The organism is Shinella sp. 20P9.1.1 (assembly GCF_057798995.1).
This window is the reverse complement of record NZ_JBYOLC010000001.1, coordinates 26,292-46,070: the sequence shown is the minus strand read 5'-3', so window position 1 is coordinate 46,070 and position 19,779 is coordinate 26,292. Positions and strand designations below refer to the sequence as shown.

Here is a 19,779-nt window from a genome sequence, read left to right as displayed (position 1 = left end):
TTGCGATGAGGTAGGCACGATGAGCGGCAGCAAGCTGGATGAACTCAAGGCGAAATACGGCGCAAGCCATGGCGGCGAGATGTTCGACCCCGCCTTCCGCAAGGTCGCCGACAAGATCTTTACCAAGAACGGCACCCGCCTCGCGCCCTATGCGGGCGTCCCGACCTTCCTTTCCGCGCCCTATATGCAGGTCGATGCCGTCGAGCCCGATTTCGGCAACCTGCAGGTCGCCATCACCGGCGTGCCGATGGATCTCGGCGTCACCAACCGCCCCGGCTCGCGCTTTGGACCCCGCGCCATGCGCACCATCGAGCGTATCGGCCCCTACAACCACGTGCTTGACTGCGCACCGGTACAGGAACTGCGCGTGGCCGATATTGGCGACGTGCCCTTCCAGAGCCGCTATCGCCTCGAACTCAGCCATGACGATATCGAGAAGCGCTTCAACCAGATCGTCGATGCCGGCGTGATCCCGCTCGCCGTCGGCGGCGACCATTCGATCACTCATCCGATCATGAAGGCTGTCGGCAAAAAGCAGCCGGTCGGCATGATCCATATCGATGCCCATTGCGACACCGGCGGCATGTTCGACCAGACAAAGTTCCACCATGGCGGCCCGTTCCGCAACGCGGTGCTCGACGGCGTGCTGGACCCAACCCGCACCATCCAGATCGGCATCCGCGGTTCTTCGGAATATCTCTGGGAGTTCTCCTACGAGTCCGGCATGACCGTCATCCACGCGGAAGAGGTGAGTGGGCTCGGCATTCCCGCCATCATCGAAAAAGCGAAGGCCATTGTCGGCGACGGGCCGACCTATCTCTCCTTCGATATCGACAGCCTCGATCCGAGTTTCGCACCCGGCACCGGCACGCCGGAGATCGGCGGCCTCACCACGCGCGAAGTGCTCGAACTCATCCGCGGCCTCAAGGGCATCAATCTCGTTGGCGGCGACGTGGTGGAAGTCGCCCCGCAATATGACGCCACGACCAACAGCGCGCATGCGGGCGCACAGGTTCTGTTCGAAATTCTCAGCCTGATGGTTTTCAGCCCTTCCGTGTCGCGGACGGCCTGACATAGAATAGCAACAACGGGAACGCTCCGGCCGGATCAACCGGTCGGCCTAACAGGAGAAAGACCACTATGCGTGACATCCTCAAGACCAATGTCAGTCGCCGTGCCGTGCTGGGCGCCGGCGTCGCCGGTGCCTCGATGCTTGCCATGCCGGCCGTGCTGCGCGCGCAGGACAAGTCGTTGAAGGTCGGCGTCTACGGCGGCTATTTCAAGGATTCCTTCGACAAGAACATCTTTGCGGACTTCACCAAGGAGACGGGCATTGCCGTCGAATCGGTCGCCGAGCCGACCGGTGAAGCCTGGCTCGTCCAGCTCGAACAGGCCGCCAAGGCAGGTCAGGCACCGGCCGATGTCTCCATGATGTCGCAGGTCGCGATGCTGAAGGGTCAGTCGACGGACCTCTGGGCAACGCTCGACACCGCGAAAATCCCGAACGCGTCGAACCTCATCGACCATTTCGTCAACAAATATCCCGATGGCCGCGTCGCCGGCATCGGCGCCGTCGCCTGGTACATCACGCTCGTCACCAACACGGATGTCTTCAAGGAAGCCCCGACGTCCTGGTCGGCGCTCTGGGATCCGGCAAATGCCGACAAGCTCGGCCTGCTCGCGCTCGTTTCCAACTCGTTCCTGCTCGAAGTGACCGCCAAGACCCATTTCGGCGGCACGAATGCGCTCGACACCGAGGAAGGCCTGCTGAAGGCCTTCGAAAAGCTCGCCGAAGTGAAGCCGAACGTGCGCCTGTGGTATCGCGACGAAGCCCAGTTCGAGCAGTCGCTGAAGTCGGGCGAAATCCCGATGGGCCAGTACTACCACGACGTGACGGGCCTTGCCGCCAAGGATGGCCAGCCGGTCCGCTCCACCTTCCCGAAGGAAGGCGGCATCATGGACAGCGGTTGCTGGGCGCTGTCGCGCGCCTCGAGCAAGGTCGAGGAAGCCCACACCTTCATCAACTACATGAGCCAGCCGAAAATCCAGTCGCTGCTGTCGCGCAAGGTCGGCACCGCGCCGACCGTCAAGCGCGACCTGCTCGACCTCACGGCCGAAGAGTTCGCAGCCGTGTCCTCGGATATCGATCCGATCATCCCGCGCTACGACCTCTACACCACCAAGGCCGACTGGCTGAACCAGAAGTGGACCGAAATGATCGCAGGCTGATCCCTGCCTTCTCCTGAAAACGACCGGCCGGCTATCCTAGCCGGCCGGCCCCAGAACCGTCAGCGCCGAGCGGAGCCCCAATGTCCGGATTGACCCTCCAGAATATCGTCAAGCAGTTCGGCACGTTCACGGCCGTGAAAAATGTCGAACTGACGGTGCCGCATGGCACCTTCGTCTGCCTTCTCGGTCCGTCCGGCTGCGGCAAGACCACGCTGATGCGCATGGTCGCCGGCCTCGACCTGCCGACCAGCGGCGCCATCAAGCTCGACGGCAAGGACATCACGAATGTCCCGACCCACAAGCGCGACCTCGGCATGGTCTTCCAGTCGCTGGCGCTCTTCCCGCACCTGACGGTCGGTGAGAACATCGCCTATTCCCTGCGCATCCGCGGCGTCGGCAAGGAGGAGCAGAAGAAGCGCGTCGACGAGCTTCTCGCGATGATCCATCTTACCGGCTATGCCGACCGCCCGGTCGCCAAACTCTCCGGCGGCCAGCGCCAGCGCGTGGCGATTGCCCGCGCACTCGCCATCTCGCCGAAACTCTTCTTGCTCGACGAGCCGCTTTCGGCGCTCGACGCCAAGCTGCGCGAGGCCATGCAGGTGGAACTGCGCCAGCTCCAGCAGCGCCTCGGCATCACCACCATCGTCGTCACGCACGATCAGCGCGAAGCCATGACCATGGCCGACACCGTCGTCGTGATGAGCGGCGGCGAAATCCGCCAGGCAGCACCGCCGGTGGAAATCTACCGCCGCCCGGCCGACACCTTCGTCGCCGACTTCATCGGCATGACGAACCTCATCGATTTCACCGCCGATGGCACCGGCGCCAGCGTGCTCGGCGCGTCGATTCCCGGCCTTGCCGTTCCCGCCGGCCTGAAATCCGGCATCATCTCGGTGCGCCCGGAAGACGTGCATCTCGTGGCAGCCGGCAACGCCCCGGTCACCGGAACCGTCACCTTTGTGCGCGACCTCGGCGGCACGATCGAAACCTTCGTAGAGGCCGGCGGCAAGCAGATCGTCGCTGTCTCCATGCCGAACGCCCGGCCTGATGTGTCCGTCGGCCAGTCGGTCGGCGTTCAGCTCAACCCCGGCGACTGCGTGGTGCTCAAGTCATGAGACGCGAAGCCCCGCAAAAACTCTCGGACTACGGCCCGCTCTTCTTTCCCGCGGGCATGCTGATCACTTTCTTCGTCGTGCCTTTCGCGACGATGATCGCGGTCTCGTTCTTCAAGCGCAATCCCTCCGGCTTCTACACGCCGGATTTCGTCTTCGAGAATTACGCCCGGTTCCTCAGTCTGTTCTTCGGCAAGGTGCTCGGCTTCTCGCTGTTCCTCGCCGTTACCGTCGCCATCTGCTGCGTCGTGCTCGCCGTGCCCTTCACCTATCTGCTGTCGCGCGCCAGACGCAGGACGCAGGTGCTCTGGCTGGTCGCGCTCTTGTCGATCCTGTCGCTGTCGGAAGTCATCATCGGCTTTGCCTGGTCGACGCTGTTTTCGCGCACCGCCGGCATCACCAATCTTCTCGTGATGCTCGGCATCATGAGCGAACCGGTGGCGCTGAACCCGAGTTTCGGCGCAGTGTTGACGGCCATGACCTATCAGGCGCTGCCCTATACCGTGCTCGTGCTCTATCCCGCGCTCGTGCGGCTCGATCCGACGCTGACGGAGGCCGCGCGCACGCTTGGAGCGTCGCCGATCAAGTCCTTCTTCACGGTCGTCGTGCCGGCGCTCAGGAACACCATCGTCGCCACGCTGATCATGGTCTTCATCTTCGCGCTCGGCTCCTACCTCTTGCCGCAGATCCTCGGCCGGCCGCAGCACTGGACGCTCTCGGTGCTCATCACCGACCAGGCGATCTACCAGTCCAACATGCCGTTCGCCGCCGCCATGGCCGTGTTCCTCGTGCTCGTCACGCTCGGCCTCGTCGCACTCACGGTCATTGCCGGCCGCAAGGGAGAAGCCGCATGACCGGGTTTCTGCAAAAGGTCTATTTCGGCCTCATCGGCCTCTTCCTGTCGCTGCCGATCATCGTCGTCGCCGGCGTTTCGGTGAACGAAAAGCAGGACCTCGCCTTCCCGCCCAAGGGGTTCTCGCTTGGCTGGTACGGCGAAATCTTCGCCAATGTCGAATGGCGCAACGCGCTTTTCGCCTCGGTCACGCTGGCGGCCCTTTCCGCCGCCGTGGCGCTGCTGATCGCGCTGCCGCTCGCCTGGTTCCTCTGGCGGCGCCATGCGCCCTGGGCGAACATCTTTCAGCTGCTCGGCATCGCGCCGTTCACGCTGCCGCCTGTCATCACGGCCCTTGGCCTGCTCACCTTCTGGGCGGCGACCGGCTTCTACGGCCAGCCGGCCACCGCCGTCATCAGCCACGCCATCTTCTTCGTGACGCTGCCGCTGGTGACGTTGTCGCTCGGCTTCTCCTCCATCGACCGCTCGCTGGTGGAGGCCGCCGCGACGATGGGCGCGGATGACCGCACGATCTTCCGCACGGTTGTCCTGCCGCTGATCCTGCCTTACCTCATCTCCGGCTATGCCTTCGCCTTCGTGCTGTCGCTCAACGAATATATCGTTGCCTACATGACGATCGGCTTCACCATGGAGACGCTGCCGATCAAGATCTTCAACGCCCTGCGATACGGCTATACGCCGACCATGGCCTCGGTGACGATCCTGTTCGTGGCGATCGCGGCCACCATCTTTGGCCTCGTCGCGCGCTTCGGCGATCTGCCGAAACTGCTCGGCGCCATGTCGTCAAAGGACTGAGACCATGCGGATCGCCGCCCTTCAGATGCATGCGATCGCCGGCGACAGCGAGGCGAATATGGAGCGCATCGCGGCAGCCGCCGCCGATGCGGCAGCAGGCGGCGCCAGGCTGCTGATCGTGCCGGAGCTTGCCGTCACTGGCTACGGGGCAGGGCAGGCCGCTTTCGAAAAACTCGCCTCGCCCGCCACGGGCGCGGTGGCAGAACGCCTCAACACGATTGCGCGGGAAAACCGGATCGCCGTCGTCGCCGGCTTTGCCGAACAGGAGGGCATGCTGATCTATAACAGCGCGCTCTTCACCGATGGTATCGGCACCAATGCCGTCTATCGCAAGTCCCACCTCTACGGCGACTACGAGCGTGACGTCTTCAAGCCCGGCGTGCCGAACTCCATCATGGTGGAACTCGGCGGCATCAGGCTCGGCATGCTGATCTGCTACGACGTCGAATTCCCGGAAAACGTCCGCCGGCTGGCGCTGGCAGGGGCGGACCTCGTCGTCGTGCCGACCGCGCTGCCCAAGGGCTCCTCCGGCACCTTCATCGCCAGCCACATGATCCAGGTCCGCGCCTTCGAAAACCAGGTCTTCGTCGCCTATATCAACCATTGCGGCGCTGACGACAATTTCACCTATGCGGGCCTGTCGCGCATCGCAGCACCCGATGGCAAACTGCTTGCCGAGGCACCGGCGGAAGGCGAGATGCTGCTGTTTGCGGAAGTGCGCCCCGAGGACTACGCCAAATCGCGCGGGGAAAACACCTATCTCGTCGATCTCGGCCGACCCATCTAAAGGCTGATTAGTGCCGTTCCGATGACCGCGAGTGCGGCGCCGAACCAGGCGGGTGCCGGCGGCACCGTGCCGGTTCTTGCCCAGACCATCGGAAGAATGACGATGGGCGTCATCGACGACAGCGTCGAGACGACCCCGACATTGCCATGCGCCAAAGCCGCCATCAGCAGCGACATGCCGAGGCCGACGCCGAAGAAGGCGGAGCCGACGGCAAACCCTACCGATCGCTTCGTTATGGTGGGCGCCGGTTTCAACGCCGGATGCGGCACAGCCATCAGAAGCATGAAGAACAGCGCCGCGAGCCCCGAACGCACCGCCATTGCGGTAAATGGCTCAACGCCACCCGCCATCGCCGGCCGGGCGGCAAGGCTGCCGAGCGCTTGACCGAAGGCGGTGACCACGCCGAGAACGATGCCCAGCCATGGTGTCTTTGCCTGATCACCCCCGGCCTTCGAGGACGAACGGGCGCTGATGGCCAGAAGAATACCCGCCAGCACGCAGGCGATGCCGATGCCCTGCTGACCCGACAGGGTTTCCCCGAGAAAGACATAGCCGAGTACGACCGCGAAGGGCGAGGCGAGCGAAAAGAGCAGAGCCGTGGTGCGGGGGCCGGCCGTATAGATCGTCGCGAAATAGGTGGTGCTCGCGATGACGATGCCGAACAGGCTGGAGACGGCGAGATAGCCGAACTGCCAGAGTTCCATCGTGCGCCAGCCGCCGAGAATGACAGACACGGCCGCGGTCATCAGAAAGGCCGCGATCATCTGCAAGCGGGCGAGATCGAGGAGCGGCAGGCGGCCCTGCAATTCGCTGACGAGCATGCCGCTCATCGCAATGCAGACGGCGGCGGATAGAGCGAGGATTTCAGCGATATACATGGAAAGGCCGGGCAGTTGACTGCCCGGCCTATCGCACAGATCGGCCCTGGACGATAGGGCCGGTTTCAGGATTACGCCTGATAGGTGACCTTGCCATCGCAGATGGTGGTGACCGGGCGAACCGTGGCAAGCTTGGTGAAGTCCGTCGCCTCGACATCGGCGTTGAGCACGACGATATCGGCGAGATAACCCGGCTTCAGCACACCCTTGCGGTCTTCCATATATTCGACCCATGCGCCGTTCTTCGTATAGGCGGCGAGCGTCTCGTGCAGCGAAAGACGCTCGTCCTTCATGCCCTCTTTCCAAACCTCGCGCGACATGGCGCACTGAATGCAGTTCATCGGATCGAGCGGCGAGACCGGCCAGTCGGTTGCGAACACGATCTCCGCACCGGCGTCAACCAGCGTGCGCCAGGCGAAGGCATAGGGCCAGCGATCTTCGCCGATATAGGAGAGGTACGGCTCCAGCGGCAGGCCGGCACTGCCCGGCGGATGCGTCGGCTGCATGGAGGCGACGGTGCCGAGTTCCTTGAAGCGCTTGATATCGTCGGGATGCACCACTTCGATATGCTCGATGCGGTTGCGGCTGTCGCGCTTGCCGTTGGCCTTGATGGCCGCCTCGTAGCCGTTCAGCACCATGCGCACCGCGCCGTCGCCGATGGCATGCACGGCGACCGGCAGTCCGAGTTTGTCCGCCGTGATGGCGACATCGTTGAAATGCTCCTGCGAGAACAGCGGGTCGCCCTTCAGGCCGGGCTGATGACAATAATCATCAACGAAAACTGCGGTGCCGGATTCGGTGACGCCATCCATGAACAGCTTGACGAAGTCCGAGCGCAGACGATCCGAGTTGAAGCGGTCGCGCCACGCGGCAGCCTTGGTCTCGATATCGGAGAGCGGCATGAAGTTTTTCATGTGGAAGGGCATACGCATGCGAACCGGCAGGCCGACGGTCTTCTCGATCTCGTCGAGCATTTCCAGCTGGTAGAGGCTGCCGTCCATGTTCTGCACCGAGGTGATGCCGAGCGAGGCGACATAGGCGAGACCTTCCTTGAGGATCGCGATATCGCCGGCGCGCTGTTCGGCCGTCACATGCTCCGGATCGCCGCCCGTACCCACGCCGAGCATTTCGCGGCCGCCCGTTTCGCTCAGCGCGGAGACCGGGCGGATGGCGTTGCTTTCACGCAGTTCGCCATTGGCGAGGCCGTCGTCGCCCATGACGATCTCGTTGCCGACGCCGACATCGCGACCTTCCAGAATGCCGCCCATCTTGAGAGCCAGCGTGTTGGCCCAGGCGGTGTGATGGTCGGGCGCGAAGATCAGCACGGCGCGATCCGGCAGGATGCGGTCGAGGTGATGGCGCGTCACGCGCTCGTCGTCGGACAGGATCGTGTAGTCGGCGTGCTGGGCAATCAGCAGCTGGCGCTCCGGATAGTCTGCGGCATAGGCCTTCAGCGCCTTGTCGAGCGCGTCAAAGCCCTTCATGCCGTAGAGCGAGAGCTCGCGCAGTTCGGCCGAACCGCCGAAAATGTGCATATGCGCCTCGTTGAAGCCCGGCAGGACCGTCGCGCCCTTGGCGTCGATCACGTGCGTATCGGGGCCGGAAAAGGCATCGATCTGCGCTTCGGAGCCGACGGCCAGAATGCGGTTGCCGGCAACGGCGACGGCGCTCGCACGCGGATTGGCCTCGTCCATGGTCAGCACCCGCGCATTGCGGATGATAAAGCTCGCTTCGGTCTGCATGGTGTGTTCCCTCGATATTTTCCGGAGCATTTCCGGCTCGCCGGAAATGCTCCGAGGTTTTTGGATTGCCGCATTGTCCAACGCCGAAGCAATCTCGCTTCGGTTGGAAATGCTCTAAATTGCCCGGCGGCAAAGCGCCCGGAAGAAGGTAAAGATGTCCTGGTTCTCCTCGTCGCCCAGCGGCTCCGGATGGGAGGAGAATTTGACGATGACCGTTTCCGTGCTTGGATCGACATAGAGCCATTGGCCATGGATGCCGATAGCACAAAAGGCTTGGTCGGCCTCGCCGGACTGGTACCACTGGCTGCGGTAGCGGCCATTCGGCAGGTCGACATTGCGGCCCTGCTGCCAGGCTTCACGGTCGCCGTTTTCCTGCATGTCGCGGATCCAGGCGACGGGGATGATCTGCCTGCCGTCGCGCGCGCCGTCATTGCGCAGGAGCTCGCCGAGACGGGCGAGATCGCGCGCCGTCATGGAAACGCCGCCGGCGGTGCGCGGCGTGCCGATCGCATCGACCGTGATATCGGCAAGCCCCTTGGCGCCCATAGGCTTCCAGAGCAGATCGGAGGTGAGGTCGGCGAAACGCGCTCCGGTCACGCGCTCGATGATCACGCCGAGCAGATCGGCATTCGGCGAGGCGTAGTAGAACGGGCCGCCATGCGGGCGTTCGGCCTTCTGCAAGGTCATGAGGAAAGCGGCGAGGTTTTCAGGCTCGGCGCCCGCCATCGGCGGGTTCCAAAGCATCGAACGACGATAGCGCGCAAAGGCGCCATAAGGATCGAGATAGGCCTCCTCGAAATCCAGACTGACGCGCATGTCGAGCACGTCGCGATAAGTGCAGTCGCCGTAGACGCTGCCTTTGGCCTCCGGCAGATAATCCGTCACCGGACGATCGGGATCGAGAATGCCGTCCGCCTCCAGAATGCCGGAGATAACAGCCGTCAGCGACTTGGAAATGGAAAAGACGAGATGCGGTGCATCGGGATTGGCGTGCGCGGCATAGTATTCCGCAACGATTTCGCCCTTGCGCATCATCACGAAGGCGTCCGTGTGAGCGAATTCCAGAAAGGCACGGGCGGTCTCTGTGCCGGCGAGTCCGGTTTCCATCGGCGCGTCCAGAAACGTGTCGCTGGCGAGCGGTCGTTCTGAGACCACCGTTTCGGCCGCGATCGCGGCCGTCGGCACGAAATCGCGTACGTTCTGAAAGGTCCAGCGGCTGTAGGGGGATGAGCGCCAATTGGCGAGCGTAACATCGGCACGGGCAAAGCCGTGCCTGTCTTGAAATGTCTTGATCATGAAAAACCCAGCCAAGGCGCGGGAAGGCGCTCGGCCTTCCCGCTTGGACTGTCCTCGTTGTGCGGTAAAACCGCTTACTTCTGCAGTTCGGTCCAGATCTTGGTGTAGAGTTCCTGCACGTCCGGCGGGCAGGCGAGGTTGAACTTGCCGGCAGCCTTCAGTTCATCCGGGATCTTGATTTCCGGCGCATCCTTCATGTCGGCCGGCATGAACGGCTCGGAGCCCTTGATGCCGTTCGCATAGCGGCCGAAGGCCGAGAGCATGGCAGCGTTTTCCGGATCCATGATGAAGTTCAGGAACAGCTTAGCGTTCTCGACGTTCTTTGCGTCCTTCAGGATAGCCGCGTTGTCCATCCAGACCGGGTAGCCTTCCTTCGGATAGCCGTAGGTGACCTTGTCGTTCTGCAGGCGCGCACGGAAGGAGGCGCCATTCCAGTTCACACCGGCAGCCAAGTCTTCCTTCGAGTATTTCTCGATATTGCCGTAGTCCATGGAGATCCACTTCGGCTTTGCGGCCGTGAGGATGTCGCGGGCTTTCTTCAGGATCGTCAGGTCGCCCGTGCAGGGCTCGCCACCCGCATAGGTCACGACCATGTGCATGACGTCAGACATTTCCGGGATGACGTTGACCTTGCCAACGAGTTCGGCCGGCGGGTCAAGGAAGATCGCCGATGTGTTGATGTCGCCGGCATAGACGCCCTTGTTGACGGTTACGCCCGTCGTGCCCCACAGCCACGGAACAGAATAGTGGCGGCCTTCATCGAAGGGAACCTTCACCCACTGCTCGTCGACGTTCTTGAAGTTCTCCATCTGGTTCGGCTCGGACTGCAGAAGCAGGCCTTCCGAGATCCAGATCGGCATAACGCTGGCCGAGGGAACGACGATGTCGAAGCCATGGCCGCCCTGGCGGACCTTGGCAAGCGCGGTGTCGTTCGAGTCATAGTCGGTGATCGTCACCTTGACCTTGAACTTCTCCTCGAACTTCTTGATCATTTCGGGGCTGGTATAGTTGCCCCAGTTGAAGATGTTCAGTTCGCCTTCGGCATGCGCAATGGCGGTGGAGGCCATCATGCCGGCGGCAAGCGCCATCAAACCCAGTTTCATTTTCATCAGCTGTTCTCCTTTTTCTATTCGTTGTTCTTCTGAGGCTCACGGCTCAGGAAGAAGAAGAGGGTGACGATCGCCAATGACAGCACAAGGAAGACTGTCGATATGGCGTTCATCTCCGGTGTCACGACACGCCGCAACTGGCCCAGCATATAGGTCGGCAGCGTGTCCTGTCCGCCGGATTTCACAAATTCCGTGATCACGACATCGTCAAGCGAGATGACGAAGGCGAGCATCATGCCGGCGAGAATGCCCGGCCAGAGCAACGGCAGCGTGACATAGCGGAAGGTCTGGAAGGACGAGGCGTAGAGATCGGCGGCCGCCTTCTCCAGCGACAGGTCCATGCTCTCGAGACGCGCCCGGATCGGCATATAGGCGAAGGGCACGCAGAAGGCCGAATGCGCGATGATGAGATAGCCGAGACCGGAATAGCCCGTCCAAACCTTGATGCGCGAGAAGAGGATGAGCAGCGCGACCGCCGTCACGATTTCCGGCACCAGCAGCGGCATGTTGATGACGGAATACTTGAACGTCAGGCCGCGATAGGGCGCGGTGCGCGTCGTGGCGATGGCCGCCAGCGTCGCGCAAGCCGTGGCGATGACCGCAGCGACGGCTGCGATCTGCAACGAACGCCACGAGGCTTCGACGACCTGCTGGTTGTTCCAGGCGCTTTCGAACCACCGGAACGAAAACCCCTCCCAGGTGGCGATCGACATGCCGGAATTGAAGGAATAGACGACGAGCGTCGCGATCGGCAGGTAGAGCAGGAAGAAGCAGAACATCGCAATGGTCGCGAAGCCTGGCTGGCGCTTGATCGAGAAGGATTTAGCCATGGGCGCTGCCTCCGGACTTCGATGCATTGCGGACGTAGTAGAGCATCGCAAAGAGTACGATAATCACGAGCGTGACGGACAGTGACGCCCCGAGCGGCCAGTTTCGTCCCTGCCCGAATTGCAGTTCGATCAGGTTGCCGACCATCAGGTTCTTGCCGCCGCCGAGAACGCGCGGCACCACATAGGATGACAGCGCCGGCACGAAGACGAGGATGGAGCCGGCGATGATGCCCGGCTTCACCAGCGGAATGACGATCCGCCAGAGCACGCCAAAGCGCGAGGCATAGAGGTCGTAGCCCGCCTCGATCAGCCGGAAATCCAGCTTTTCAAGGCTCGCATAAAGCGGCAGAACCATCAGCGGCAAGAAGACATAGGTCATGCCGAGCATGATGGCGAAGTCGGTGAACATCATCTGGATCGGTGCCGAGATGATGCCGATCTTCATCAGCAGCGTGTTGATGATGCCTTCCGAGCGGATCACTTCCTGGATGGCGAAGGTGCGGATGAGCATATTCGTCCAGAAGGGGATGGTGATCAGGAAGAGCCAGAGAGACCGATTATGCGGCGCACGCGTGGCGATGAAATAGGCTGTCGGGAAACCGAAGATCAGGCAGAAGACTGTCGTGGCGAAGGCAAGCTTGACGCTGCGCCAGAAGATCGAGAAATGCGCATCCGCGAGCGACACCGTGTCGTCGAAGATATCGCGGGTGAAGAGGACGTTGAACCAGCCCTCCGTCGAGAATTCCCACTTCACGTCACCATAGCTGCCGGGCGCAAGGAAGGAATAGAGCAACACGATGACAAGGGGGCCGACACTGGCCGCCAAGATGAGAATGAGGGCAGGGGCGCTGAGGAACCAGCGATCCCGGATTTCTTTGTTTTGTCGCTGTTCGCTGACCTCTTGGGGGCTGACCGTCATGGCTAATCCCTCAAGATCTGGGCGACGTCGTCATTGATGGCGATGCTGACGCGTTCCTGCTCGGAGAAGCCGCAATGACCGCTCTTGGCATTCTGCTGGCGCACGATGAACGTGCTGCCGCCATCGACCTTGACGTGGAAATGGTTGTCCGTGCCGAGATAGACGATATCGTCCAGCACGCCTTCCAGCATGCCCGAACCGGACGGACCGAGGCGCGCATGTTCCGGGCGCACGACGATGGTGACCTTACCCTTCGGCGTGATGCCTTCCGGGTAGGTCGCATTGATTTCCGCGCCGGAGGAAAGGCGCACGCGGGCCTTCTCGCCGGAGACCGAGATGACCTCCGCTTCGAGGAAATTGGTCTCGCCGATGAAGTCGGCGACGAAGCGTTCGGCAGGGCGATCGTAGATATCCCAGGGTGAGCCGACCTGGCGGACCGTGCCCGTCGACATGACGGCGATGCGGTCGGACATGGTCAGCGCTTCTTCCTGGTCGTGCGTAACGAAGACGAAGGTGATGCCGGTTTCCAGCTGAAGGCGCTTCAGTTCCATCTGCATGGACTTGCGCAGCTTGAGATCGAGTGCCGAAAGCGGCTCGTCGAGCAGAAGCACCTTCGGCCGCGGCGCCAGAGCGCGGGCCAGCGCCACGCGCTGCTGCTGGCCGCCGGAAAGCTGCGTGACGGGATTGTTGCCACGCCCCTCGAGATGGACGAGCTTCAGCATGTCCTTGACGACGCTGTCGACTTCCGATTTCGGCTTGCCGAGCATCTTGAGGCCGAAACCGATGTTTTCGGCCACCGTCAGATGCGGGAACAGCGCGTAGTTCTGGAAGACGGTGTTGACCGGCCGCTGGTTCGGCAGCAGGCGGGAAATGTCCACGCCGTCGAGCAGGACCTGACCTTCGGTCGGCAGCTCGAAGCCGGCGATCATGCGAAGGAGCGTGGTCTTCCCGCAGCCCGAGGGGCCGAGAAGAGTGAAGAATTCGTTCGAGCGAATATCCAGCGACACATTGTCGACGGCCTGGAAGGTGCCGAACCATTTCTTGATGCCATGCAGGCCTATGGCGCCGCCATGGGCTGCGGTCGTTCGGGTGTCAGTCATCGGTTCCCCGTTTGTGAACCGGCGTCCCCGAGCGTCCTCTGCCCAAACCGCCGGCTGTCCTCTGTCCGGCCGCTAATAACGGCTCTTATGTGATAGGCTTGTCTTGCTTATGATCACAACAAACCATAATTTGATCAAATCTGTAAAGGGTCATTTTGAGCTTTGCGAGATTATCAGTTTTGCGTGCAAAGCCCAGAGAATTCAGCCCAGAGACGATAACCGGCGCTGCCGGGTCCGACAGACGGGAGGATATCAGCATGCTGGTCGCAGCCGGGAGGGAAGCGTCCGAATCCGCCAAACAATGGGTCTACCGCGTGCTGCGGCGGAACATCATGACGGGGCAGTTCGAGCCGGGGGAGCCGGTGACGATCAACGGCCTCGCCGACGCGCTCGGCGTCAGCGCCATGCCGGTGCGCGAGGCGCTGCACCGGCTCGTCGCCGATGGCGCGCTGGAGCTTCTCGACAACCGCCGCGTCCGCGTGCCGGATCTCGATCCACAGCGCTTCGAGGAGGTGCTGGAGGCTCGTATCGCGTTGGAGACCCGCGCGGCCGAACGCGCCATGCCCTTCATCGACGAGGTCAGGCTGGCCCGCCTCAAGGCCTTCGACCAGCAGGCCGATCAGGCGCTTGCGGTCGGCAATTTCAAGCGGCTGGTGGAAGCAAATTTCGACTTCCACCGCTGTCTCTACGAAGCGCGGCCCGGCACTATCATGCTGCCGCTCATCGAAAGCCTCTGGCTGCGGCTTGCCCCTTTCATGCGGCGCGCGGGAGAGACCCTGTCGCAGACCTATCAGGTCGACCGCCACGCCGAGGCGCTTGTCGCCATCGTCAAGCGCGATGCCGAAGCGCTCAAGGCTGCGATCGCCGCCGATATCCGGGACGGCACCGGCCATCTGGGCCGCGGTCATTTCGAACGGATCGGGGCGCTCGGCAATCCGGGCTGAACGATCTTTTCGGTGGCCGAATGCTTGCAGTCGGCCCCGCATCACCGCTAAGTCTCTTGCCGAACAGCAGCGCGACGGAGGACGCCTTGAACGACAACAATGTTCTGAAATTCGAACCCCGCAAACCGAAGCAGGAAAACAAGCCTGTCGCGCCGGGACCGAAAAAGGGACTGGTCTGGCTCGCCGTTGTCGTCGTGATCGCCCTTGTCTGGGCCTATTATCAGTTCGTCGCACCGGCAAGCCTGTAAGCGCCTTCATAGCGTCGCGGCCACTTTCAGGCCCTCGTAAACGGCCTCTTCCGCCGTGCGCGGCGCGAGACTGTCGCCGATGACATGCACTTCCGGCACGAGATCGTGCAGGACGCCTGAGAGATCATCGACCGGCGCGTGGCCGAGACAGAGAACCAGCGTGTCCACGCCCTCGAAGAGAATCGGCTGGTCGCTCGTCGTGTGCTGCATATAGACCGTGCCGCCATCGCAGCCGTAGAGACGCGCATAGGGCGTCACACGCACGCCGATGCGATGCAGTTCGGCGGCAATATTGTCGCGTACATAGAGCGGCAGCAGTTCGCCGGGATGCGTGCCGTTGACGGCGAGATCGACGCTGCAGCCGTCGGCGACGAGGCGCTCGGCGATGCCGGGGCCAATCCAGTCGCACCGCCAGTCGACCACGACGACGCGGCTGCCGGTCTTCACCTCCTTGCGCAGCACCTGCCAGGCATCGACGACCTGAATGCTGTCGTCGAGCGGCAGGTCCGGCCGATAGGGCTTTGCACCGGTGGCGAGAATGACGGCATCCGGCCGTTCCGCTTCGACAAGCGCCCTGTCGACCCGCACGCCGCGCTGCACGCGCACATTGGCAAGTTCTACCTCTCTCGAAAGATTGGTGACGATGCCGCCGAACTCCGAGCGACGGGGCAGAAGCTGCGCAAGCTGCGCCTGCCCGCCCAACTGGCTTGCGGCCTCATAGAGCGTCACCTTGTGGCCGCGCGCCGCGGCGACGGAGGCCGCCTTCAGGCCGGCCGGCCCACCGCCGACGACCATCACGGATTTCGGCTTGGCGGCTGGTTCTAGAGTTCCGAATTTCAACTCGCGGCCGGTTTCGGGATGCTGAATACAGGAGATCGGCACGCCGCGATGGAAGTGGCCGATGCACGCCTGGTTGCAGGCGATGCAGGCACGGATATCGTCCATGCGTCCCTTCATCGCCTTGCCGGGCATTTCTGGGTCGCAGATCATCGCCCGCGTCATGCCGCAGACATCCGCCGAACCATTGGCGACCACCGCCTCGGCCTCCTGCGGCTGGTTGATGCGGCCCGTCACGAAGACGGGAATGCCGAGCGCCTTGCGAAACCGCGCCGCGTCGCCGGCCAGATAGGCCGCGCGGTAGGCCATCGGCGGCACGATATGCACGGCGCCGCCGAGCGAGGCGGAGGTACCCGTCGTGATGCTCACATAATCCAGCATCGGCTCCAGCCGGCGACAGATTTCCAGCGCTTCGTCATTGGCCAATCCCTCTTCGTCGCGCTCGCCGGCACTGATGCGCATGCCGATGACGAAATCCTCCGAGGTCGCGGCCCGCATCGCCGCAAGCGCTTCCTCGGCAAAGCGCAGCCGGTTTTCCAGCGAGCCGCCGTAGTCGTCCTCCCGGCGATTGACGCGCGGATTGAAGAACTGCGCCGGCAGATAGCCGTGGCTTGCGACGAATTCCGCGCCATCGACGCCCGCCGCATGCATGCGCCCGGCCGCCGACGCATAACCGGCGACGATCTCGTCGATCATACGCTTGTCGAGAGCGCGCGGCATGACGCGGAAACGCTCGTTGGGCGAAACCGACGGTGCATAGGCGACGGTCAAAAGCCCGTCACCGCCCTCCATGATCTCGCGTCCGGGATGAAAGAGCTGCGAGAACAGCACGCAACCCTCGGCATGACAGAGCTGGGCAAGACGGCGATAACCGTCGATGCAGTCGTCTTCCGTCGCCATCAGCATATGCGAGGTGTAGCGCGCCGTCTCATGCACGCCCGCCACCTGGCTGACGATGAGGCCGACGCCGCCCTTGGCGCGGGCGGCGTGATAGGCAAGCAGCGCCTCGTTGACGAGACCGTCCGTCGGCAGCGTCGTGTCATGGCCGGTCGACATGATGCGGTTTTTCAGCACCACGCCGCGAATTTTCAGCGGCTGGAACAGGTGCGGAAACGCCGATGGCGCCGCCGCCACAGCGCCGTCGGAACGTTCGGCTTGTGTCATCGGGATCCTCCTCCCAAACCCATCAGGCAGCGTCAGACGCCGGTGGCGACCATCGTGTAGATTTTTCGCGTCTGTTCGTGGATCGTCCATTCGCCGCGCCAGCCAAGCGGCAGCGCGAACATCTCGCCCGCACCGATATCCTGCGAGGTGCCGTCGCTGTTGTGCAGCGTCACGCGACCGGTGAGCAGATGGCAGACCTCGGCGTTCTGCGTACGGTCGGCGGTGAAGCGGCCGGGCGTGCATTCCCAGATGCCGGTTTCCATCTTCTCGTTCGCGCTCGTCCAAAGCACGCGCGTCGCCTCCTTCTGGTCGCCCTTGATGGAGGTGGGCTTTGCCGAGAAGGCGCCGATATCGAGCTTCAGGAGGTCGCCGAAATTCTCAAAACTGATCATGGAAATATCCTTTGAAAGGGGTCAGTGGCCGGTAATGCTGTCCGCGAGGCCAGCGAGTTTGGAGGTATGGTCGAGACCGGCGAATTCGCGTTCGTCGGCCATGCGGTAAAGCTGGTACATGGAATGCACGCCGAGCCAGCGGAACGGCTCCGGCTCCCATTTGCGCACCGTGCGGTTGACCCAGGGCAGACCTGTCAACTCGGTATCGCGGCGCAGCACGAGATCGGCCAGTGTGCGGCCGGCGAGGTTCGTGCTGGACACGCCGAGCCCGACATAGCCGCCGGCCCAGCCGATGCCGCTGTCGCGGTCGAAACCCGCCGTCGTGCACCAGTCGCGCGGCACGCCGAGCACGCCGCACCAGGCGTGGTCGATCTTCAGCGATTTCGTCTGCGGCAACAGCCGCGTCAGGATGGTGTGGAGCGCATCGATGGTCGCCTGCTGCGTGCGGCCGTTGACGTCGGTCGCCGAGCCGAAGCGATAGGGCACGCCACGCCCACCCATGGTGATGCGGCCTTCGCGGGTGCGCTGGGCGTAGCAATAGGCATGCGCGGCATCGCCGAGCAGTTCATGGCCTTCCCAGCCGATCTCCTTCCACAACGCCTCCGGCACCGGCTCGGTGACGATCTGTGCGCTGTTGAGCGGTAGCCAGGTGCGCTCATGGCCGGGCAGGCCGGCGGTGAACCCTTCGGTGGCGCGGATGATCACAGGTGCACGCACCGTGCCGCGATCAGTCTCGACGCGGCCTTTTTCGAAGCGGGTGACGGCCGTGCCCTCGAAGATCGAGACGCCGAGCCCCTCCACCACTTTCGCAAGGCCGCGCACCAGCTTGGCCGGCTGGACGCGCGCCATGTCGCGGATGACGAAGGCACCGAGAACATTGGCGACACGGATACGCTTCGCCGCCGCCTCGGCGGACAACATTTCGATGCGCTCCGACGGCATCTCCCAGTCGAGATAGAACTGGTACTCCTCGCGGGCGCGCTCGAGCTGGGCCTTGTTGGTTGCGAAAGTGATGTTGTCGACGCGCAGGATATCCGCGTCGATACCTTCGGCCTCCGTGACGCGGATCACCTCGTCGACGGTGCCGGCCATGGCGCGCTGCATGTCGACGACGGCGCCGCGGCTGGAGGTCTTGAGATATTTTTCGCGCGACCAGCTGAAACCGCCCGACAGCCAGCCGCCATTGCGGCCGGAACCGCCGAAGCCGGCGAATTCACGCTCGACGATCACGATGTTGAGCGAGGGATCGGCCTTCTTCAGGTAGTAAGCCGTCCACAGGCCCGTATAGCCGGCACCAATGATGCAGACATCAGCTTCGCGATCACCGGGCAGCGCAGGGCGCTTCTGCGGCACGCCGCCGATATCGGCATACCAGAAGGAGATGTTACCGTTGGTCTTGACGTCCATGGCAAGGGGGCTTTCGGGTTCAGGTCAGCGTCACGTCGGCGCTGGCATCATCAGGGAGGAGGATGAGATCGGAGGGCAGGAAGGCGATGTCGACGGCATCGCCGATCGCGAAATCGACCGCACCGAGCGGGCTTCGCACGACGGCGATCGTGCCATCCGTCAGCCGCACCTCGTATTTCGAACCCGAACCGAGATAGATTGCTTCCGCAATCGTGCCGGTGAGGCGGTTTTCGCCTGGAGCCGCATCCGTACCGGGGCGTTTCAAGGCCACACGCTCGGGGCGTAGCAGAATGACCGGACGGGCATCGCCGGCAAGACGGCCATGAGCGGTGATCTTCTGTCCGCCGATAGTCATCACCGTTTCATCGCCCGAAATCTCAGCCGATCCGCGCAACACCGTGGATTCACCGATGAAACGGCCGACGAAGAGCGTCGCCGGGCTATCGTAGAGTTCACGCCCCGTGCCAATCTGCTCGATACGGCCGCCATTGAAGACGGCGATGCGGTCGGAGAGCACGAGCGCCTCTTCCTGGTCGTGCGTCACATAGACGAAGGTGGTTCCCAGCTCGCGATGGATGCGCTTGATCTCGAGTTGCAGCCATTCGCGCAGCTTCTTGTCGAGCGCGCCGAGCGGCTCGTCCATCAGCAGCAGCGGCGGATCGAAGACCAGCGCACGGGCGAGCGCCACGCGCTGCTGCTGGCCGCCGGAGAGTTCGTTCGGGTAACGATGGGCGAAGTCCGCCATCTTCACCATGTCGAGCGCGCGCTTGACCCGCTTCTCGCGATCATCGCCCGTGATGCCGCGCAGCGTCAGCGGATAGGCGACGTTCTTGCCGACCGTCATGTGGGGGAAGAGGGCATAGTGCTGGAAGACGACGCCGATATTGCGCTTGTGCGAAGGCATGCCGGTGACGCTCTTGCCGCCGATTTCCAGAGTGCCGGAGCTGATGTCGGTGAAACCGGCGATCAGATTGAGCGTCGTCGTCTTGCCCGAGCCCGAGGGGCCGAGCAGCGTCATGAATTCGCCGGGGCGAATATGCAGGTCGATGTCGTTGAGGGCCGTGAAGGCGCCGTAGCGTTTGGAGGCCTTGCGGATTTCGATCGCAGCACCGGCGGAACGTTGGGGAGCGTGCATGG

The 19,779-nt window shown here is 63.0% G+C and carries 19 protein-coding genes; 8 read left to right on the top strand and 11 right to left on the bottom strand.

Going from position 1 to position 19,779, the window contains the following annotated elements:
• The first annotated feature begins 19 nt into the window (after positions 1 to 19).
• The 6 genes from speB (at position 20) to AC27VQ_RS00195 (ending at position 5,776) form a co-directional block, all read left to right on the top strand.
• Positions 20 to 1,072, top strand: coding sequence for an agmatinase (gene speB, locus AC27VQ_RS00220; protein WP_313523188.1), 1,053 nt, complete (start codon positions 20 to 22; stop codon positions 1,070 to 1,072).
• Positions 1,073 to 1,140: 68 nt separating this feature from the next.
• Entirely contained in the window at positions 1,141 to 2,229 is a 1,089-nt protein-coding gene (locus AC27VQ_RS00215) for an ABC transporter substrate-binding protein (RefSeq protein WP_421591622.1), read from the top strand.
• 80 nt (positions 2,230 to 2,309) lie between these two features.
• Entirely contained in the window at positions 2,310 to 3,344 is a 1,035-nt protein-coding gene (locus tag AC27VQ_RS00210) for an ABC transporter ATP-binding protein (RefSeq protein ID WP_313523186.1), read from the top strand.
• On the top strand, positions 3,341 to 4,195 hold the full coding sequence (locus AC27VQ_RS00205; RefSeq protein ID WP_488714694.1) for an ABC transporter permease: 855 nt from the start codon (positions 3,341 to 3,343) through the stop codon (positions 4,193 to 4,195). Before AC27VQ_RS00210 ends, AC27VQ_RS00205 begins: the two co-directional genes overlap by 4 nt.
• Positions 4,192 to 4,989 carry an ABC transporter permease gene (locus AC27VQ_RS00200; RefSeq protein ID WP_488714693.1) on the top strand — a complete coding sequence of 266 codons (798 nt, stop codon included), beginning with the start codon at positions 4,192 to 4,194 and terminating at the stop codon, positions 4,987 to 4,989. The genes AC27VQ_RS00205 and AC27VQ_RS00200 overlap by 4 nt, the downstream gene beginning before the upstream one ends.
• A gap of 4 nt (positions 4,990 to 4,993) precedes the next feature.
• On the top strand, positions 4,994 to 5,776 hold the full coding sequence (locus AC27VQ_RS00195; protein ID WP_488714692.1) for a carbon-nitrogen hydrolase family protein: 783 nt from the start codon (positions 4,994 to 4,996) through the stop codon (positions 5,774 to 5,776).
• Here the strand turns inward: AC27VQ_RS00195 and AC27VQ_RS00190 are convergent.
• From AC27VQ_RS00190 to AC27VQ_RS00160, 7 genes are all read right to left on the bottom strand, one after another.
• A complete protein-coding gene (locus AC27VQ_RS00190) occupies positions 5,773 to 6,654 on the bottom strand; it encodes a DMT family transporter (protein WP_488714691.1) in 882 nt (293 codons plus the stop codon). The two genes, AC27VQ_RS00195 and AC27VQ_RS00190, sit on opposite strands and share 4 nt — an antisense overlap.
• A 71-nt stretch (positions 6,655 to 6,725) precedes the next feature.
• On the bottom strand, positions 6,726 to 8,396 hold the full coding sequence (locus AC27VQ_RS00185) for an amidohydrolase (RefSeq protein WP_488714690.1): 1,671 nt from the start codon (positions 8,394 to 8,396) through the stop codon (positions 6,726 to 6,728).
• A 114-nt stretch (positions 8,397 to 8,510) separates the two neighbouring features.
• Positions 8,511 to 9,692 carry a serine hydrolase domain-containing protein gene (locus tag AC27VQ_RS00180; protein ID WP_488714689.1) on the bottom strand — a complete coding sequence of 394 codons (1,182 nt, stop codon included), beginning with the start codon at positions 9,690 to 9,692 and terminating at the stop codon, positions 8,511 to 8,513.
• 74 nt (positions 9,693 to 9,766) lie between these two features.
• The gene (locus tag AC27VQ_RS00175) at positions 9,767 to 10,801 is read right to left on the bottom strand and encodes an extracellular solute-binding protein (RefSeq protein WP_421591615.1); all 1,035 of its coding nucleotides are present in this window, start codon (positions 10,799 to 10,801) and stop codon (positions 9,767 to 9,769) included.
• Between the two features lie 17 nt (positions 10,802 to 10,818).
• Positions 10,819 to 11,631: an ABC transporter permease gene (locus tag AC27VQ_RS00170; RefSeq protein WP_313523172.1), complete on the bottom strand. Its 813-nt coding sequence runs from the start codon at positions 11,629 to 11,631 to the stop codon at positions 10,819 to 10,821.
• A complete protein-coding gene (locus AC27VQ_RS00165; protein ID WP_313523171.1) occupies positions 11,624 to 12,550 on the bottom strand; it encodes an ABC transporter permease in 927 nt (308 codons plus the stop codon). The genes AC27VQ_RS00170 and AC27VQ_RS00165 overlap by 8 nt, the downstream gene beginning before the upstream one ends.
• A gap of 2 nt (positions 12,551 to 12,552) precedes the next feature.
• Positions 12,553 to 13,650 carry an ABC transporter ATP-binding protein gene (locus AC27VQ_RS00160; protein ID WP_488714688.1) on the bottom strand — a complete coding sequence of 366 codons (1,098 nt, stop codon included), beginning with the start codon at positions 13,648 to 13,650 and terminating at the stop codon, positions 12,553 to 12,555.
• A 257-nt stretch (positions 13,651 to 13,907) separates the two neighbouring features.
• Here AC27VQ_RS00160 and AC27VQ_RS00155 point away from each other — a divergent pair, with 257 nt between their 5' ends.
• Both AC27VQ_RS00155 and AC27VQ_RS00150 read left to right on the top strand, forming a co-directional pair.
• The gene (locus AC27VQ_RS00155; RefSeq protein WP_313523167.1) at positions 13,908 to 14,594 is read left to right on the top strand and encodes a GntR family transcriptional regulator; all 687 of its coding nucleotides are present in this window, start codon (positions 13,908 to 13,910) and stop codon (positions 14,592 to 14,594) included.
• Positions 14,595 to 14,680: 86 nt separating this feature from the next.
• Positions 14,681 to 14,842: a hypothetical protein gene (locus tag AC27VQ_RS00150; RefSeq protein WP_313523166.1), complete on the top strand. Its 162-nt coding sequence runs from the start codon at positions 14,681 to 14,683 to the stop codon at positions 14,840 to 14,842.
• Positions 14,843 to 14,848: 6 nt separating this feature from the next.
• On the opposite strand, the gene AC27VQ_RS00145 is transcribed toward AC27VQ_RS00150, so the two are convergent.
• The 4 genes from AC27VQ_RS00145 to AC27VQ_RS00130 are packed head-to-tail and all read right to left on the bottom strand — an operon-like array spanning position 14,849 to position 19,777.
• Positions 14,849 to 16,843, bottom strand: coding sequence for an oxidoreductase (locus tag AC27VQ_RS00145; RefSeq protein WP_488714687.1), 1,995 nt, complete (start codon positions 16,841 to 16,843; stop codon positions 14,849 to 14,851).
• Between the two features lie 32 nt (positions 16,844 to 16,875).
• Complete coding sequence (locus tag AC27VQ_RS00140) at positions 16,876 to 17,235, bottom strand: cupin domain-containing protein (protein ID WP_488714686.1); 360 nt, start codon at positions 17,233 to 17,235, stop codon at positions 16,876 to 16,878.
• A gap of 21 nt (positions 17,236 to 17,256) precedes the next feature.
• Complete coding sequence (locus AC27VQ_RS00135; protein WP_488714685.1) at positions 17,257 to 18,642, bottom strand: NAD(P)/FAD-dependent oxidoreductase; 1,386 nt, start codon at positions 18,640 to 18,642, stop codon at positions 17,257 to 17,259.
• 19 nt (positions 18,643 to 18,661) lie between these two features.
• Positions 18,662 to 19,777, bottom strand: a complete 1,116-nt coding sequence (locus tag AC27VQ_RS00130; protein WP_488714684.1) for an ABC transporter ATP-binding protein — start codon at positions 19,775 to 19,777, stop codon at positions 18,662 to 18,664.
• Between the last annotated feature and the right edge of the window lie 2 nt (positions 19,778 to 19,779).

Coding starts and splice junctions, on each gene's coding strand:
- AC27VQ_RS00135 (WP_488714685.1), bottom strand. CDS start 18,642: ATGGACGTCAAGACCAACGGTAACATCTCCTTCTGGTATGCCGATATC.
- AC27VQ_RS00145 (WP_488714687.1), bottom strand. CDS start 16,843: ATGACACAAGCCGAACGTTCCGACGGCGCTGTGGCGGCGGCGCCATCG.
- AC27VQ_RS00130 (WP_488714684.1), bottom strand. CDS start 19,777: ATGCACGCTCCCCAACGTTCCGCCGGTGCTGCGATCGAAATCCGCAAG.
- AC27VQ_RS00160 (WP_488714688.1), bottom strand. CDS start 13,650: ATGACTGACACCCGAACGACCGCAGCCCATGGCGGCGCCATAGGCCTG.
- AC27VQ_RS00215 (WP_421591622.1), top strand. CDS start 1,141: ATGCGTGACATCCTCAAGACCAATGTCAGTCGCCGTGCCGTGCTGGGC.
- speB (WP_313523188.1), top strand. CDS start 20: ATGAGCGGCAGCAAGCTGGATGAACTCAAGGCGAAATACGGCGCAAGC.
- AC27VQ_RS00140 (WP_488714686.1), bottom strand. CDS start 17,235: ATGATCAGTTTTGAGAATTTCGGCGACCTCCTGAAGCTCGATATCGGC.
- AC27VQ_RS00200 (WP_488714693.1), top strand. CDS start 4,192: ATGACCGGGTTTCTGCAAAAGGTCTATTTCGGCCTCATCGGCCTCTTC.
- AC27VQ_RS00195 (WP_488714692.1), top strand. CDS start 4,994: ATGCGGATCGCCGCCCTTCAGATGCATGCGATCGCCGGCGACAGCGAG.
- AC27VQ_RS00170 (WP_313523172.1), bottom strand. CDS start 11,631: ATGGCTAAATCCTTCTCGATCAAGCGCCAGCCAGGCTTCGCGACCATT.
- AC27VQ_RS00205 (WP_488714694.1), top strand. CDS start 3,341: ATGAGACGCGAAGCCCCGCAAAAACTCTCGGACTACGGCCCGCTCTTC.
- AC27VQ_RS00210 (WP_313523186.1), top strand. CDS start 2,310: ATGTCCGGATTGACCCTCCAGAATATCGTCAAGCAGTTCGGCACGTTC.
- AC27VQ_RS00175 (WP_421591615.1), bottom strand. CDS start 10,801: ATGAAAATGAAACTGGGTTTGATGGCGCTTGCCGCCGGCATGATGGCC.
- AC27VQ_RS00185 (WP_488714690.1), bottom strand. CDS start 8,396: ATGCAGACCGAAGCGAGCTTTATCATCCGCAATGCGCGGGTGCTGACC.
- AC27VQ_RS00190 (WP_488714691.1), bottom strand. CDS start 6,654: ATGTATATCGCTGAAATCCTCGCTCTATCCGCCGCCGTCTGCATTGCG.
- AC27VQ_RS00155 (WP_313523167.1), top strand. CDS start 13,908: ATGCTGGTCGCAGCCGGGAGGGAAGCGTCCGAATCCGCCAAACAATGG.
- AC27VQ_RS00180 (WP_488714689.1), bottom strand. CDS start 9,692: ATGATCAAGACATTTCAAGACAGGCACGGCTTTGCCCGTGCCGATGTT.
- AC27VQ_RS00165 (WP_313523171.1), bottom strand. CDS start 12,550: ATGACGGTCAGCCCCCAAGAGGTCAGCGAACAGCGACAAAACAAAGAA.